Raw genomic sequence first — 14,868 nt, forward strand, 5'->3', positions numbered from 1 at the left:
ACCCGGCGCCGGGTGGCTTTATCCGCAAACGGCGGCTTTTTCAGTAAGTGGACGAATTTCCTTGAGCGCAACAAAATCCCCACACGTCGCTTCAGCTTTTCTGCTGAGCGTCGTGCAGGGTTTGTTACGTTTGGTGTCTAAGCGTCCCTAGCCAATGCGGCGGGTGTCCACTTCGTCGTCGTCCTCAAACTGATCCGCATATTTATCTTCATATGCCGAATAATCCGGCTCTGCAGGAATCTCAACGTGATGGCTCGGGGCTCGCCGAGTAGTCGCACCGAGCTCTTTTTGCAGAGCAGAATAATCAGTGTTCGGGGAGTAGTACTTAATGTCCCGAGCCTGCTTGGTTGCCTTCGCCTTTTGACGGCCGCGCCCCATGGCGTGACCCCCTTTTTACACTTGGACCAGAGGTGGTCGCTCGGGCTAAGAGCGAGGCTCCGGAATATTCGGTCAATTTGTCGTATTCCTAGATTACATTAGTTCTGCGACGGTAGTGTCCCACCATGGGGTGTTCTGCCCATAGCCAAACCGTGGGATTGGGCCGGTTGGAACGCTTTATTCGGTAGAGTCACGTGCAAGTAGAGTATTTATTCCATGAGGGCGGCGTGCCGACGGCATCCACAAAGTGTCTGTAAACACTTTCCCTCACCACACGCACAACGTTTGCCCAAAGCAAAATGCGCAGCACGGAAGGTTAGTCCCCATGAACGAGAGCAGCAACGCCAACGATCAGGGCGCCCAGAACAGCCCTCCACCGGAGCCGCTTGAGCCAACCACGGCTCCAGAGCCAGCAGCACCAGCTCAGGAAAACCTCGAGCCTGTCATTTCAGGCTCGGACTACACCTTTGACGAGCCACAGCTTGGGGCCGCGGAAATCAGCGAGGAGGTCGCCGAAAGCGTTGACCTGCAGGCTGCTGCCGCTGAGGCAGCGAAGGTAGAACACGAAGCCGAATTGGCCGCCCAGGGAGTGTCCTCAACCCTCGCCACTGACATTCCCGCGCCTACATTCAAATCCCCTGAGTCCACCCCGGAGCAACCGATCGATTGGGACGATGCGCCTACTGTTATGCGCACGGATTTCTCTAAGCCTCCTGTTGCGAGCAATCCCTGGACCCAGGGGGAGGCCGCACAGGGGGAGGCCGCACAGGGAGAGACCGCCCAGGCAGAGGCCGCCGTAGGACAGGTCGCTGACGTGGAGCCAGTTCAGCAAATGGCTACCCCCACCGAATCGGTGACACCCCCGAGGCAGGTTCCCGCAACGCCTCCAGCGCCCCCGACCATGCCACCTGCTTCCCCTCCCCGAGAGCAGCCGCAGAACGAGCAGCCCACGCAAGAGTTTGCTGCGCAGCCACAGAACCAGTCCGACGACGGCGCCCCTGCAGTTTCCGCTACTGAGGCTATTGAGGCTACTGAGGCTGCCGCGCTCACAGAGCAGGCAGCAACCGCAGACTCTGTCGGTGGAGGTGCCCCTGACGTGGCGTCTGAAGCATCCCCCGATGCATCAGGGCCCCTTGAAACTGCAGCTCCTGAAACTGCACCCCCTGCAGCTGCACCGCACTTTGGTCCTGGCGTGGCTGACGGTCACGGCTGGCGTCGTCCCGAAACCCAATGGCAGCAATCGGCTACGCCTTGGCAGCCGAAGGCCGGAGGCTGGCAATCCCCTGCCCAGCTGGCCCGCGGTGAAGCCGATGCTGCCGCCGCGGCTGCACTGGCAAGCTCGCAACAATCTGAAAATTCCGGCGCCCCTACCTCCGCAACCGGCGAAGTTCCCACTGCGGATCCAGGCTTCTCTGAGGCCACGCTGCCCCTCGAACAGCAGCAGTATCAGGCTGGGCACAGTGCACCGGCTCCGTTTGGCCAGCAGCCTGCTCCTGGCGGCCAGGCACCCTTTGGCGCAACAGGTCAGCAGGGAGCGCCCACCCAACCGGCCACACAGCAGTACGGTGCAGGTCAATACGGCGCAGGTCAGTACGGCGCACAGCAGTACGGCGCAGCCGGTGTTCCGCCGGCACCGGGAACAGGCACCCCTCCATACCAAGGCGGACCGCAAGGCCCCGGCTATCCAGGTAATCAAGGCCCCGGGTACCCCGGCGGCCCACAAGGACCAGGCTACGCCGGTGGGCCACAGGGGCCAGGGTATCCTGGCGGTCCCCAGGGCCCCGGCAGCCCCAATGGAAGTGGCTCTGGCGGAAGTGGCCCTGGTGGAAACGGTGGTGGCAAGAAGAAGCTCTTCATTATCCTCGGTATTGCCGTACTTGGTTTAGGTCTGATCATCTTCTTCGTGTGGCTTCTCCTTGGTTTGATCCTTGGAAATATCAACAAAGCAGACCCCAGCCCGGTCGCCGCTTCGCAGTCGCAGCAGCAGAGTCCAGCCACTGAGCCCAGTGACAATGCCACTGCGGCTGCGAGCGCCTCACCCACCGAAGATGCAACGTCAACTGACGGAGCTGCGGATCCTGACACGGGCCTAATGTTCCCCGCTCTATCACCGTTGGAATGGCTGGAGGGGGATTGTTTGCGAGATTTTAAGAATGCTTCCACACCGGCCGACGTTGTACTTTGCAGCACACCTCACAACGCCCAGCTCGCAGGCACTTTCAACTATGAAATCTCGGACGACTTCCCTGGGGCAGAAGCGCTTAAAGCTAAAGCTGCTGACGTGTGCAACGGCGTTGAGTTAACGTCAGCGGCCGCTAAAATCACGACCCTGAAACAAACCACCGCTTATCCTTCGGAGTCCACCTGGACTGAACGCGATGATCGTCGGGTCGACTGCATGGTTCATGACACGCGGGACGGCAATCCGCTGGAAACCTCGCTGACAAAATAGCAAGAAGTAGGCCAGCACCGAGAAATACGAGAGGGGTGGGAAACGGATTACCCGTTTCCCACCCCTCTCACCAGTTAGCCGGCCAGGATTCCCTGGGTTCTCTATTTCCGGCTGACAGTCAGTCCGGAGGTAGCACCTGAAATCGGGTCCAGTTCATCGAAGTCGGCCGAGGTATCCACCAAAACTGTGTCGCCGTCGGTAATGGCACCAGCCAAAATTTCCTTGGCCAGCCTGTCACCGATCTGTCGTTGCACCAACCTGCGCAGGGGCCGCGCACCGTAGGCAGGATCGTAACCCGTCAGAGCCAGCCATGCCTTCGCAGCCTCAGTCACCTCAAGGCTCAGGCGCCGCTGGTACAGCCGGGCTGCCAGAGACTGCACCTGCAGGTCAACAATTCGCGACAGTTCATCCACGGTGAGCGCATCAAACATGACGATCTCATCGAGCCGGTTCAGGAACTCAGGTTTGAATGAGGACTCCACAATGGACATGACTGCCTTGTGCTTTTCATCCTCTGACAGTGACTGGTCAACTAAGAACTGGGAGCCCAAATTCGAGGTCAGGACAATGATGACGTTGCGGAAATCAACTGTTCTACCCTGACCGTCGGTGAGCCGACCGTCGTCGAACACCTGCAGAAGGATGTCAAAGACTTCCGGGTGCGCCTTTTCAACTTCGTCCAAGAGCACAACGGAGTATGGCCGGCGGCGTACGGCCTCAGTCAGCTGCCCACCCTCGTCGTAACCCACGTAACCGGGGGGCGCACCAACCAGCCTCGAGACGGAGTGCTTCTCAGAGTATTCGCTCATATCGATGCGGATCATGGCGCGTTCGTCGTCGAAGAGGAAGTCAGCCAACGCCTTGGCCAGCTCAGTTTTACCAACACCCGTGGGTCCAAGGAACAGGAACGAGCCCGTGGGCCTGTCCGGATCGCTGATGCCGGCGCGTGCCCGGCGGACGGCGTCAGAGACAGCGGTGACAGCTGAGGCTTGGCCGATTAGTCGGGATCCCAAAACCTGCTCCATTTGCAGCAGCTTTTGGCTTTCACCCTGCAACATCCGTCCGGCCGGAATCCCTGTCCAGGCCGAAATGACTTCTGCTATATCATCAGCGGTGACTTCCTCTGCCACCATGAGTTCTGCCTTATCAGCGGACTCCTCCTCAGCCGCAGCAGCCTCTAATTCGTGCTGTAAAGCCGGGATTTCCCCGTACAGGACCCGAGACGCCTGCTCAAGATCGCCGTCGCGCTGTGCCTTGTCCGCAATGGAGCGCAGCTCATCAAGTTTGGCCTTCAGATCACCCACACGGTTCAGGCCGGCCTTCTCGGCTTCCCACCGGGCGTTCAATCCGGAAAGCTCTTCCTTTTTGTCAGCCATATCCGCGCGGAGGGCATCAAGGCGTTCCATGGATGCCGCATCAGTTTCCCCGCTGAGGGCCAGTTCCTCCATTGTCAGGCGGTCGACGGCGCGGCGCAGCTGGTCGATCTCCTCCGGCGCGGAGTCAATCTCCATGCGCAGCCGGGAAGCCGCCTCATCCATCAAGTCAATGGCCTTGTCAGGCAGGTGGCGGCCGCTGATGTAGCGGTTGGACAGTGTTGCGGCCGCGACCAGGGCAGAGTCTGCGATGGCCACTTTGTGGTGCGCTTCATAACGCTCCTTCAGCCCACGCAAAATACCGATGGTGTCATCAACACTGGGTTCACCAACGTAGACCTGCTGGAACCTGCGCTCCAAAGCCGGATCCTTCTCAATGTTTTCCCGGTACTCATCGAGGGTTGTGGCACCGATCAGGCGCAACTCACCGCGCGCCAGCATGGGTTTGAGCATATTGCCCGCATCCATGGAACCTTCCGAGGCACCAGCACCCACAACCGTGTGGATTTCATCGATGAACGTCACGATCTGCCCATCGGAGGCCTTGATCTCCTCAAGGACAGCTTTGAGGCGCTCCTCAAATTCGCCACGGTATTTGGCCCCGGCCACCATGGCTGAGAGGTCAAGACTGATCAACGACTTACCGCGCAGCGATTCGGGCACATCCCCTGCAACCATCCGCTGGGCCAGACCTTCAACAACGGCTGTTTTGCCAACGCCAGGCTCCCCGATCAACACCGGGTTATTCTTGGTGCGACGGCTCAGTACCTGGATGACCCGGCGAATCTCGGCATCGCGGCCAATCACCGGATCAAGCTTGCCGGAGCGGGCAATGGCTGTCATGTCAACACCAAATTTTTCCAGTGCTTCAAACGTGTTCTCGGGATCGGGGGTGGTGACCTTGCCATCGCCACGCACTGACGGAAGCGCCGCATCCAGCGCGGCTCTAGTGGCACCACTCTGGCGCAGGGCACTTCCTGTTGCTCCGGCGTCGTCCGCTAGACCCAAAAGCAGGTGCTCGGTGGAGACATAGTTATCTCCCATGCGCTCGGCGGTCTGCTGCGCGGCCTGCACCACCAACAGGGTGTTTCGGCTCAATTGTGCCTGGGCTACCGAGGTCCCGGACGACGACGGGAGGTTGCGAATGGCTGTACTGGCACCAACACTGACCTCATCCGGGTCCACTCCTGCGCCCTTCAAAAGGGCCACAGCAACGCTTTGGCGCTGATCCATGAGGGCCTTGAGCAGGTGGGCGGGCTCCACCGCAGGATTCCCGGCGGTGGAGGCGTTCATGGCGGCGGCGGAAAGAGCCTCCTGGCTCTTAGTGGTGAATTTGGCGTCCAAGAGAAGTCCTTTCATCGGCTGGGGGAGGGCGTAAAAACCCATCCCGATAAAGTTGAGTCTACTACGCTCAACTTTGAAATTGGGCGCCTTATTCCAAAGATTTTTTAGACCTCGAAAAATCCTGCGCCAAAAACGGCTCTTTAAGCACGGCTGTTGGCGGAATTATCCATCAACGCCAGGCATCAACCCATGCGGACGTCCCGGCAATCCCCGCCTGCCGGTAGCGTTCCTTTTGTCCGGGTTTTCAATGTGTGCGTTGAGGGAGAATTCCCTGAAGGGTTTCCCCTCCGTCCCACCCATCGAATAAAACATGGAAGTTTCCTCAGGTTGGCTTACGCGCCACCCAAATCATGTTGGTGCCCATGAACCTGGGCTTCACCTGGACGTGCTCAAACCCGGCCTGCTGGAACTTTTGCTCCAACGCCTTAGGGGTCAGGAAGCCCAGGGTGGAATCGACCAGGTACTGGTATGCCTCACGGTCGCGGCCAATGATTGCCCCCAACGTTGGGATGACTATGCGCATGCCAAGACGGATGAATGGGGAAAGCATGCCGCTGGGAGGGGACGATTCAAGAGCTGCCACTACTCCGCCAGGCTTGAGTACGCGGAACTGCTCGTTCAACACCGTATCCAGATCGCTGACATTGCGCAGGAGGTATCCGTGACTCACGCCGTCGAACGTATTGTCCTTGAAGGGCAGTTCATGGGCATCGGCAAACTGCCACTGGATATTTGCGTTGCCCGCTTGCTGGCGGGCCACCTCCAGCATGGACTCGGAAAAATCAGCTCCAATGATGGTAGCCGCAGGGTGCACCGCTGCGATGGCCTTGGCAATGACGCCTGTCCCCGTGGCCAGATCAAGGTAGCTGCGTCCGGGCGCGGAGGTGGCAATGGCGGCAACGTCCCTGCACCAGCGCCTATGTGAATTCAGCGTCATGAGCCGGTTCATTAGGTCATAGCGCCGGGCGATGGCGTTGAAAGTAGCCTGAACTGAAGAATCTTCTTTTCGCATTGCCATTGACCTTCATTTGATGTGTTGGACCCAAACGATTCTATGCGGGCGCAGCTCTGCGGCACATTCGCAGGGCAGTCCACTTGGAGCCAGGGCAGGAGCGAGCACCTAAGCTAAAAGCATGATCTTCATCGATCCGCCCTACTGGCCAGCGCACGGAACCGTGTTCTCGCATTTGATCTCCAACACCTCACTTGATGAGTTGCACGCCTTTGCGGCAGCCAATGGAGTCACCAGACGCGCTTTTGACCTTGATCACTACGACGTCGCGAAGCGCCGTTACGAGGGTCTGGTCGCAGCAGGAGCAATTCCGGTATCAGGCAAGGAGTTGGCCCGCACACTGATGGACTCTGGGTTGCGAATCAAAGCAAAATACCGAGTCAAATCTGTTGCCTCGGTATTGGGGTTGCGCTGGAACGCCCTCCTGCCGGGCCAGCCACACCTTGGCTCCGATTTACTCACCCGCTGGAACGAGCCGCACAGGCACTACCACTCGGGAACGCACCTACTGGCGGTACTGGAAGCACTAGAGCTGCTCACTGAGCGCTGCGTCCCCCGCACCGTGGAACTAGCCGCCTGGTTTCATGACGCCGTCTACAACGGCACCGCCACGGACGAAGAAGAGTCGGCCAAATTAGCGCAACTGTACTTAAAAGATGTAGTGACCCCCGCGGAAGTAGCAGAAGTTGCTCGGCTTGTTCGCCTCACAGCTACCCATGCCCCCGAGCCTGGCGATAGCTCCGGGCACTTGCTTTGCGACGCCGACCTAGCCATCCTTGGCGGTACGCCGGAACTCTATTCCCACTATATTGCTGGCATTCGACGCGACTATTCACACGTTACGGACTGCAATTTTACCAACGGAAGAGCTACCGTAGTACGTCAATTACTAGCCCTGAGACCGCTATTCCATACGCGCAAAGGCCAGGCGCTGTGGGCGGCGCAGGCACAGCACAACCTCAGTCGGGAACTAAAACAGTTGAACCAAATAAATGCCGTGGGCTCATAGTATGACTGACTGCAGCTCCCTGCCGATTGTTGAGTCCGCCTTCCCGGGACTGCTACGCGAACAACTGCTCGCAGCAATCTTGGACGGCTCAAAAACTTCCACTACCCCCACACTCATCGAAGATGAGGTTGAAAACGAAGAATTACCCCGCATTGGCCAGCGGGAGCTGGTGATTAATTCGGCCGGAAAAGGTGTTGCCGTCATAGAAACTACCGAGGTGCGCCAAGCCAAGCTGGCCAACGTTGATCTCCAGCACGTCATCGATGAGGGCGAGGACTACACCACCGTGGCACAGTGGCGGGCCGGACATGAAGAGTTTTGGCACTCCCCGGATATGCGCAAGGCCATGGGAGACCCAAAGTTTACGGTGGATGATGACACCATATTGGTGTTGCAGCGCTTTCGGGTCATCGCCAAACTCGAGTCCTAGCACCGGCGGCTTCCGTTCCCGCTGGTGGCTATCAGATTTTTTCGCTCACCGCGGCCGGGTACCCTGTGTGCATGGCTTCGAAGAATGAACCCCGCGCACCCCGCCTCTCTCCCCTAGAGCTGCATGACCTTGTAGTAAATGACGATGCTTTCTTTGGTCCCGGTGAGACGTATGACGGGCAACGTTTTGAGCAGACCTCCTTTGATGAAGCCGATCTGAGCTCAACGGACTTTCTGGACTGTGAGCTCAATAGACCAACTTTGAATAACACCGAGCTTCGTGGTGTGCGGTTCCGTGGCACGGTCGTCAATGACAGCTTCGCCCCGATCATGAAGGGCGCCCGAACCAGCTGGCGGGATACCGAAATCACTGCCCCACGGTGGGGCTCTGCAGAACTGTATGACAGCAGTTGGCAGTCGGTACGGATCGACGGAGGGAAGATCGACTTTTTGAACCTGCGCACCGCTAAGATCACCGACCTTCAGATCAGCGATGCCATCATTGGCGAACTCGACCTTGGCGGGGCAACAGTCACCCGCATGTCACTGAAGAACTGCCGGATTGGCACCCTCGACCTCCAGCAGGCCAAGCTCAAAGACCTCGATCTGCGCAGCACGGATTTTCGGATTCTCAACGGCATCGGTTCCATGTCCGGGGTTGTCATTGACGATTACCAACTAAGCCTGCTTGCCCCTTTCATGGCAGCGCACCTTGGCGTCACCACTGCCTAGCCCCTGGGCCATTGAGAAACCCGTGCCCAGAGATGATCGGGGCAGCGCTTAGTCCCTCACGCTTAGGTTCAGCAAAATCAACAAAGGCGAGCGCTATTTCCCCTCACCTAGCAATTTGCCAGCCATGGACCCTTGCCCCACAACCCAAAGTACGGCAGCATTTTGCTTGGCAGCCCCCACGCCGGACAATTCGGGTGGGCAGAGAGCCAAGTGAGGGCGCGAAGCAGTATGCAAACAGTGAAATTAGGCGGCCAAGGACTTGTTGTATCCGTTGAGGGACTAGGCGCCATGGGCATGAGTGCGTTTTACGGTGCCCGCGATGACGCCGAATCAACGGCCACGCTCAACCGCGCCATTGATTTGGGCATCAGCTTGATTGACACGGCGGAGGTTTACGGGCCGTTCCTCAATGAGCAACTCATAGGCCAGGCCATTGGGCACCGCCGAGGCGAGTATGCCTTGGCCACGAAGTTTGGCAGCGAAGTTAACGATGATGGTTCCCGGCGGCCCGTCAATGGCAGCCCCGCCTATGCCCGCAGGGCGCTGGAGAGGTCCTTGCTTCACCTTGGCACGGACTACGTGGACCTTTACTATCTGCATCGCGTGGACCCCAACACCCCGATCGAAGAAACTGTGGGAGCCATGGCCGAGTTCGTTGCCGAAGGCAAGGTGCGGTTTCTTGGCCTTTCAGAGGCGGCCCCGGCGACACTTCGGCGCGCACACGCCACCCATCCAATAACCGCGCTACAAACCGAGTACTCCATGTTTGAGCGCGAGCCGGAGAGCAACGGAGTCTTAGCGACAGCCCGCGAACTCGGCATCGGCTTCGTGGCGTACTCCCCGCTGGGCAGAGGTCTTTTGACAGGCGGGATCACCAGTGAAGACGATCTCGCCGCGAACGACTGGCGTCGAGGCATGCCCCGCTTCACCCGTGAGAATATGGCAACGAACTTGTCCATGGTTGAGCAGATCACCGCAATTGCCGCAGCCAAGGAGGTCACGGCCGCACAGCTGGCACTGGCATGGGTCATAGCCCAAAACACTGTTCCCATACCTGGCACCAAACAACGCAAGTATTTGGAGGAGAACGCGGCAGCGCCGGACATTGTGCTCACCACCGAAGATCTTGCCGCTATTGAAGCAGCCGTGCCTGCCGGCAGCGCGGCAGGCACCCGATACGATGAAGCCGGCCTAAAGTCCGTCTACAAGTAGTCCGGACAGCATGGACCGTGAACTGGAGGCAGTTCGGTGTAGTCATTCAGCCAACACAGCGGCACACAATACCCATGAACTCCCCGTGGCATCAGGGCTGGATATAATTCAAAGCTGGTCAGTTGGAAACCATGACGTTAGAGAGCCCAGGATTCCCCGCCAACCCGCCCATCCTGCTCTCGCTCGGGCATATCCAGGTCACCGAGCAATACGTCATAACTCCGGCCGGAACGTGGCCCTTGGCCGAAGTGACGTCACATCCGTTGATCAAACCAGGGTCACCACTTTCACCCCTACTTGGGCTATTGTCATGGTGTTTTTATTCATTTGGTTTTTCCTCATTAGCCTGCTTTTTCTCCTCGCCCGCGATACTCGCATGGAGGGTTTCATCGCCGTGAATATTCAGGCCGGTAAATACTCCTACACGGAGCAGCTTCCCGTGGGCAATGAGGTTCAAAGGATCGATGTGTTCAACAGGGTGCATTTCTTGCAAACCCAGATCGGTCGGGCCCGCTCAGTCGGTTAGCCCCACGCATCTGGGTTCCATCACGGCTAAGCTCATCATGTGACCACTCGTCCTACCTCCTCTGAGTTTGTTCTTGCCCGTCGCGGTGTTTCCGGGCACCGCCAGTACCGCATCCCGGCCCTCGCGGTATCCACTCACGGCACACTCCTGGCCGCCTACGACGGCCGGCCCAATTTGGATGACCTCCCCAACCCAATCGATCTGCTGATCCGCCGCAGCACCGATAATGGAACCTCGTGGGGTCCGCAACAAACAATCCGCACAGGCACCGGTTTGGACGGTTACGGGGATCCAAGTCTGCTTGTTGACACCGAAACCGGGCGCATTTTTTGCTTCCACGCGGCAGGGACCCACGCTGGTTTCTTTGAGGCAGTTGAAGGACTAGAGGATAAGGATGCCATCCAGCACGCGGACCTGAGCTTCTCAGACGACGACGGTCTCACGTGGCAGCACCGCAGCCTCACAACCATGCTCAAACGCCCGGGTATAACCGGTCTTTTTGCTGCTGCGGGCGCTGGCATTCAAATTCACACCGGCCCGTTCACGGGGCGTCTTGTGCAGCAGTTCGTGCTACTTCACCAGGGCAACATTAAGGCCGCCAGCGCCTATAGCGACGATCATGGCGAGACTTGGACTCTCGGCGAATTCATTTCTGGAGCCAATGAAAACAAGGTTGTTTGTTTGGCTGACGGATCACTGCTGATGCACTCCCGCGCCACACCGCACAGGCTCACTGCCCTTTCCACAGACGGCGGTCACAGCTATACAACCGCGCAACCGCACCGTGAATTGCCCGACCCCAGCGACAACGGTTCGGTGGCACGCTTCGACGGCTTACCCAATGTGGCAGCGTGGGCCACACCTGAGACTGAGAACTGGCTCATCGCCACCCACAATCATGACCCCCTGCTGCGCCGCAATACGCTCCTGAAGCTATCTGTGGACAACGGCGCAACCTGGCCGTACGCCGTCGTACTGTGTGCAGGCAGTTCACAGTATTCCACCGCTGCCCGCCTGCCCGACGGCCGGATTGGTGTGTTGTATGAGCGCCAGGGGTACCAGGAAATCGTTTTTGTTGCCTTCGATCCGCAAGAGCTCCTCACCTCCCCTGTCGGCTCACTGAAGCACGACGTCGGCACCTCCTATGCCGGAAGCGTTGGGCTGAGCGTTGTGCTGCGTTCCATCACGCCGGGACGCCCAGTGGTTTGGAACAGTGTTGGCGAGACTTTTGTATTGGCTGCGACTGAAGGTGATTGGGACCCGGCCGCTTGGAAGGAAGTCGGTCAGGGCTATTCTGATGAGGCTCCTCAGGTACTTTCAAACCGCGAATCACAGGATGGAAACTACGGTGCCATCATTCCTGGCTACAAGGCTGGAGACGTTCTGGCGTTTGCCGGGAGGGTGGAGAATTCTGCGCAAACCAATGTTCCGGTGGTGTCGGTGCTTCGTGAGAACGGCTCTACCGAGGTTGTTGCCTGCCCTGAACCGTTGCCAGCCGGGACGGCTCGTAGTTTCAATGCCACATACGAGGTGACTCAGGCCGACATTAACGCCGGCTGCCTCACCGTTGCATTCGTCATGGGTGTGCGGGACTGCGGCCAGGGTCTTGAGGCCAAACGATCCTTCACCTTCGACGTTGCCACTGGCGATATTTCCGAAAGCTGACGCTCGCGTCTTTGACTCCTGCGCACCGTGAGTTGTCATGGTGCCGCCACTTCGACGGTGGCGGCACGGGCACAACTGACCATGCGCAGAGCTCAAACTACGGGCGCTCCGCCTGCCCTCGCTCTGGCTTTTTGAATTCCTCGAGCGCTTGGGCGATGGCGTGATCGGCGTGCGCCGCAGATTGCGTGGCCTTGAGCGTTTCAACTGTGACGTTGAAGCCGCTGACGCGGGCTTGGAGCTGAGCTAGGGCGCCAATCAGCATGGTTTCCTGTTCGGCCAGGGCGTTGCGCTGGTTGACGATGTCCGCCAGCTGCCCGCCCATAATCAGGTGGCGGCCCATGGCAGTTTGGGCAGCTAGCTCATCCCCGTCAAGGCGAGATTTTTCCGCTTGCCGCACCAGTCTGTCAAGGGCCTGTTCTAGATCCGCGGCCTGGATGTCCAACCGCTGCCTACTCACCGAAACATCGGCAACTCCACGGCGCATCTTTTGCACGGCGTTCCTTTGCTTAAACTGGGCATCCCTCAAGGTGAGCGGGTCACGGCTGGAGGCTCCGCCGTCGTACTTCACCGAGAGATTTGGGCGAGAAAAAATGCCCACAATCCGCGCAAAAAAACTCATCGTTCTCAGTTAGTCTTCGCCAAGGTCCGTGTATGTTTTAGACCAATTTTTAAGCATCGAAGCCTCAATTTCAAGCGTCCGGGTGAGGTCTTTGAGGTCAACTTCGGCAGTTGGCGCGCCAGCACTGGCGAGAGCGTTGCGGACTCCCCTGGCGGTCTGGGTGATCTGCTCCACTTGCACGCTGAGTGTCTTAGCATAGAGGGCCTGAACAGCGGGTTCGGGTTCCCGTTGTGCCACAATTAACTGGTGTTCCATGACGGCGGCTGTTTGCTGCAAGGTCTTGAATATGGACTCAAGATTTCCGGTATATTGACCGGTGGACTGGGCCACACCCAACGACCTGTGCGTCGCTTCAAGGGATTCTTGCAGGGCCACACGCTGCTTGAGGATCTCCGCAACGGGGCCGGTACTGGAGCTGGCCCGAACTTTCAGGGCGCTACGCTTTGCCGACTCGATCCTGGGCTTAGAAAGTTTCGCTAAGCCAATGGCGCCCCGGGAAACTAATATCCCCAAGGTGACGGCGACGCCCAAAAAAATGGCAACGATCACCAAGAGAAGAATCAAAAAGACTGTGCCTAAGTCCATGGAATGGTAGGTTTCCTTGCCAGATTGAGGAACTGAGCCGTTGCAGATCAGCGTAACACCGCAAGGCTATCCCAGAGATTCACTCCTACAAGAGAGGTGTTATGCCGGGCGGCTCCTTCGTTTCAGTTCGAAAGCGCCCTTTGTCGGTGCCAGCGGGCAGAATGGGGTGATGAAGACAATTTTGAATGTTATTTGGTTGGTGTTCGGCGGCTTTTGGTTGGCGCTGAGCTACTTTTTTGCCGGAATTTTGTGCTGCATTCTCATCATCACCATCCCCTGGGGTATAGCCTCATTCCGCATTGCCGGGTACGCCCTGTGGCCTTTTGGCCGAACCGTTGTTGATAAGCCCGGCGGCACGGGCCTGGCCAGTACGCTGGGCAACGTCATTTGGATTTTGGTGGCGGGAATCTGGATAGTGATTGCACACGTCAGCACTGCAGTTGCCATGGCAATCACCATCATCGGTATCCCCTTGGCTATTGCCAATCTGAAGATGATCCCTGTTTCTTTGATGCCGTTAGGCAAGGAGATAGTGCCCACCAACCGGCCATTTGTGGCCAGTTACCGCTAGAACGGTCAGCCCCTGAACCATCCACGCCAAAGAGGAGGTGTCCACGAATCTGGTGAAGACGTTTGCCGCGTAAGCTTGTCTCATGCGCAATAAGACCGATTGGTTGGACGTCATCGTCAACTTCGCCAGTTTCGCGGCCATGATTTTAGTGCTGAGTTTTGCTAGATTCGGCCTGCCTGTAAAGATTGTGCTCGCCTTCGCTGTTTCCCTGGCCATCACAGGTGGTTGGTCTTATTACAAACGAAAGCTCCGCCGTCGTCCATCTGACCCGAAGCGGCTGCATGTTTACAGCGTGAAGAATGCGGACGAAAAATAATGCAAATCATCCGCTACTCCGCACTCGAAGCAACGCCTTGGCACAATGGCGGTGGGCTAAGCCGGCAAATTGCTGCCGGCCCGGCAGGATCAGAGCCGTGGCAATGGCGTGTGAGTCTGGCAGAGGTTTCCAAAGCCGGCCCCTTCTCGGAACTACCAGGGGTGGATCGCATCATCACGGTGGTAGAGGGCGAACTGATCGCACTGACAATAGATGGTGTGGAGCAGGCACTTGAAAAGTACCGTCCGTTCCGTTTTTCAGGCGATTCGCAGACCTGCGCAGCCCTACCAACAGGTGCTCTCAAGGACTTGAATCTCATGACCCGACGTGGCGCTTTCAAGGGCTACGCCGCCATCATCGAACTGTCCAAGAAGCGTCCACACCCGGTCTTTGCCGACCAGTTTGCCGTGCTGCTTCAGGGCTCGGCCAGCGTTACGCCAGCGCCCTCGACTGTTGCCCCGGACCATCCGCAGGCATCTTCGCCAGTGCCAGCCGCTGAGGCGCTTGGCAAGTTCGATACGGTGGTAGGTTCCGAGGATGCCCCGGAGGTTTCCGGCCGCGGCTTCCTTGCTGTGCTCAGCATCGACCCGGTCGGCACCTGAATAGAGATCCAGCTCCAAACGAAGTGGGACCGCCATCCGGCAG

15 protein-coding genes are annotated in these 14,868 nt (G+C 58.3%); 10 read left to right on the forward strand and 5 right to left on the reverse strand.

Features of this window, described 5'->3' with window-relative positions; genetic code table 11:
• Positions 1–147: 147 nt before the first annotated feature.
• Positions 148–378 (reverse strand): DUF3073 domain-containing protein, encoded by a 231-nt coding sequence (locus QMG40_RS14670; RefSeq protein WP_283531855.1) that lies wholly within the window; start codon positions 376–378, stop codon positions 148–150.
• A 325-nt stretch (positions 379–703) separates the two neighbouring features.
• On the opposite strand from QMG40_RS14670, the gene QMG40_RS14675 reads away from it, so the two are divergent.
• Positions 704–2,830, forward strand: coding sequence for a hypothetical protein (locus QMG40_RS14675; protein ID WP_283531856.1), 2,127 nt, complete (start codon positions 704–706; stop codon positions 2,828–2,830).
• Between the two features lie 101 nt (positions 2,831–2,931).
• Here the strand turns inward: QMG40_RS14675 and clpB are convergent, their stop codons facing one another.
• Together clpB and QMG40_RS14685 are read right to left on the reverse strand one after the other, a co-directional pair.
• Positions 2,932–5,547 carry an ATP-dependent chaperone ClpB gene (gene clpB, locus QMG40_RS14680; RefSeq protein ID WP_283531857.1) on the reverse strand — a complete coding sequence of 872 codons (2,616 nt, stop codon included), beginning with the start codon at positions 5,545–5,547 and terminating at the stop codon, positions 2,932–2,934.
• 322 nt (positions 5,548–5,869) lie between these two features.
• Positions 5,870–6,559, reverse strand: a complete 690-nt coding sequence (locus QMG40_RS14685; protein ID WP_283531858.1) for a ubiquinone/menaquinone biosynthesis methyltransferase — start codon at positions 6,557–6,559, stop codon at positions 5,870–5,872.
• A gap of 121 nt (positions 6,560–6,680) precedes the next feature.
• On the opposite strand from QMG40_RS14685, the gene QMG40_RS14690 reads away from it, so the two are divergent.
• From QMG40_RS14690 to QMG40_RS14715, 6 genes are all read left to right on the forward strand, one after another.
• Positions 6,681–7,568: a DUF4031 domain-containing protein gene (locus QMG40_RS14690; RefSeq protein ID WP_283531859.1), complete on the forward strand. Its 888-nt coding sequence runs from the start codon at positions 6,681–6,683 to the stop codon at positions 7,566–7,568.
• Between the two features lies 1 nt (position 7,569).
• On the forward strand, positions 7,570–7,998 hold the full coding sequence (locus QMG40_RS14695; protein WP_283531860.1) for an ASCH domain-containing protein: 429 nt from the start codon (positions 7,570–7,572) through the stop codon (positions 7,996–7,998).
• A gap of 71 nt (positions 7,999–8,069) precedes the next feature.
• The gene (locus QMG40_RS14700; protein WP_283531861.1) at positions 8,070–8,729 is read left to right on the forward strand and encodes a pentapeptide repeat-containing protein; all 660 of its coding nucleotides are present in this window, start codon (positions 8,070–8,072) and stop codon (positions 8,727–8,729) included.
• 228 nt (positions 8,730–8,957) lie between these two features.
• Positions 8,958–9,941 carry an aldo/keto reductase gene (locus QMG40_RS14705; protein ID WP_283531862.1) on the forward strand — a complete coding sequence of 328 codons (984 nt, stop codon included), beginning with the start codon at positions 8,958–8,960 and terminating at the stop codon, positions 9,939–9,941.
• A 232-nt stretch (positions 9,942–10,173) separates the two neighbouring features.
• Complete coding sequence (locus tag QMG40_RS14710) at positions 10,174–10,467, forward strand: hypothetical protein (RefSeq protein WP_283531863.1); 294 nt, start codon at positions 10,174–10,176, stop codon at positions 10,465–10,467.
• A 39-nt stretch (positions 10,468–10,506) separates the two neighbouring features.
• Complete coding sequence (locus QMG40_RS14715) at positions 10,507–12,132, forward strand: sialidase family protein (RefSeq protein WP_283531864.1); 1,626 nt, start codon at positions 10,507–10,509, stop codon at positions 12,130–12,132.
• Between the two features lie 97 nt (positions 12,133–12,229).
• On the opposite strand, the gene QMG40_RS14720 is transcribed toward QMG40_RS14715, so the two are convergent.
• A complete protein-coding gene (locus QMG40_RS14720) occupies positions 12,230–12,751 on the reverse strand; it encodes a PspA/IM30 family protein (protein WP_283531865.1) in 522 nt (173 codons plus the stop codon).
• 9 nt (positions 12,752–12,760) lie between these two features.
• On the reverse strand, positions 12,761–13,336 hold the full coding sequence (locus tag QMG40_RS14725; RefSeq protein WP_283531866.1) for a hypothetical protein: 576 nt from the start codon (positions 13,334–13,336) through the stop codon (positions 12,761–12,763).
• A gap of 169 nt (positions 13,337–13,505) precedes the next feature.
• On the opposite strand from QMG40_RS14725, the gene QMG40_RS14730 reads away from it, so the two are divergent.
• The 3 genes from QMG40_RS14730 (at position 13,506) to QMG40_RS14740 (ending at position 14,825) form a co-directional block, all read left to right on the forward strand.
• Positions 13,506–13,907 carry a YccF domain-containing protein gene (locus QMG40_RS14730; RefSeq protein ID WP_283531867.1) on the forward strand — a complete coding sequence of 134 codons (402 nt, stop codon included), beginning with the start codon at positions 13,506–13,508 and terminating at the stop codon, positions 13,905–13,907.
• An 82-nt stretch (positions 13,908–13,989) separates the two neighbouring features.
• On the forward strand, positions 13,990–14,223 hold the full coding sequence (locus QMG40_RS14735) for a hypothetical protein (RefSeq protein WP_283531869.1): 234 nt from the start codon (positions 13,990–13,992) through the stop codon (positions 14,221–14,223).
• A complete protein-coding gene (locus QMG40_RS14740; protein WP_283531870.1) occupies positions 14,223–14,825 on the forward strand; it encodes a HutD/Ves family protein in 603 nt (200 codons plus the stop codon). The genes QMG40_RS14735 and QMG40_RS14740 overlap by 1 nt, the downstream gene beginning before the upstream one ends.
• Positions 14,826–14,868 lie beyond the last annotated feature (43 nt).

Source organism: Arthrobacter antibioticus (assembly GCF_030063205.1).
Taxonomy (GTDB): Bacteria; Actinomycetota; Actinomycetes; order Actinomycetales; family Micrococcaceae; genus Specibacter.

Excerpts from the sequence above, each read along its gene's own strand:
- QMG40_RS14670 (WP_283531855.1), bottom strand. The coding sequence starts at position 378 with ATGGGGCGCGGCCGTCAAAAGGCGAAGGCAACCAAGCAGGCTCGGGAC.
- QMG40_RS14675 (WP_283531856.1), top strand. The coding sequence starts at position 704 with ATGAACGAGAGCAGCAACGCCAACGATCAGGGCGCCCAGAACAGCCCT.
- QMG40_RS14685 (WP_283531858.1), bottom strand. The coding sequence starts at position 6,559 with ATGCGAAAAGAAGATTCTTCAGTTCAGGCTACTTTCAACGCCATCGCC.
- QMG40_RS14690 (WP_283531859.1), top strand. The coding sequence starts at position 6,681 with ATGATCTTCATCGATCCGCCCTACTGGCCAGCGCACGGAACCGTGTTC.
- QMG40_RS14695 (WP_283531860.1), top strand. The coding sequence starts at position 7,570 with ATGACTGACTGCAGCTCCCTGCCGATTGTTGAGTCCGCCTTCCCGGGA.
- QMG40_RS14700 (WP_283531861.1), top strand. The coding sequence starts at position 8,070 with ATGGCTTCGAAGAATGAACCCCGCGCACCCCGCCTCTCTCCCCTAGAG.
- QMG40_RS14705 (WP_283531862.1), top strand. The coding sequence starts at position 8,958 with ATGCAAACAGTGAAATTAGGCGGCCAAGGACTTGTTGTATCCGTTGAG.
- QMG40_RS14720 (WP_283531865.1), bottom strand. The coding sequence starts at position 12,751 with ATGAGTTTTTTTGCGCGGATTGTGGGCATTTTTTCTCGCCCAAATCTC.
- QMG40_RS14725 (WP_283531866.1), bottom strand. The coding sequence starts at position 13,336 with ATGGACTTAGGCACAGTCTTTTTGATTCTTCTCTTGGTGATCGTTGCC.
- QMG40_RS14730 (WP_283531867.1), top strand. The coding sequence starts at position 13,506 with ATGAAGACAATTTTGAATGTTATTTGGTTGGTGTTCGGCGGCTTTTGG.
- QMG40_RS14735 (WP_283531869.1), top strand. The coding sequence starts at position 13,990 with ATGCGCAATAAGACCGATTGGTTGGACGTCATCGTCAACTTCGCCAGT.
- QMG40_RS14740 (WP_283531870.1), top strand. The coding sequence starts at position 14,223 with ATGCAAATCATCCGCTACTCCGCACTCGAAGCAACGCCTTGGCACAAT.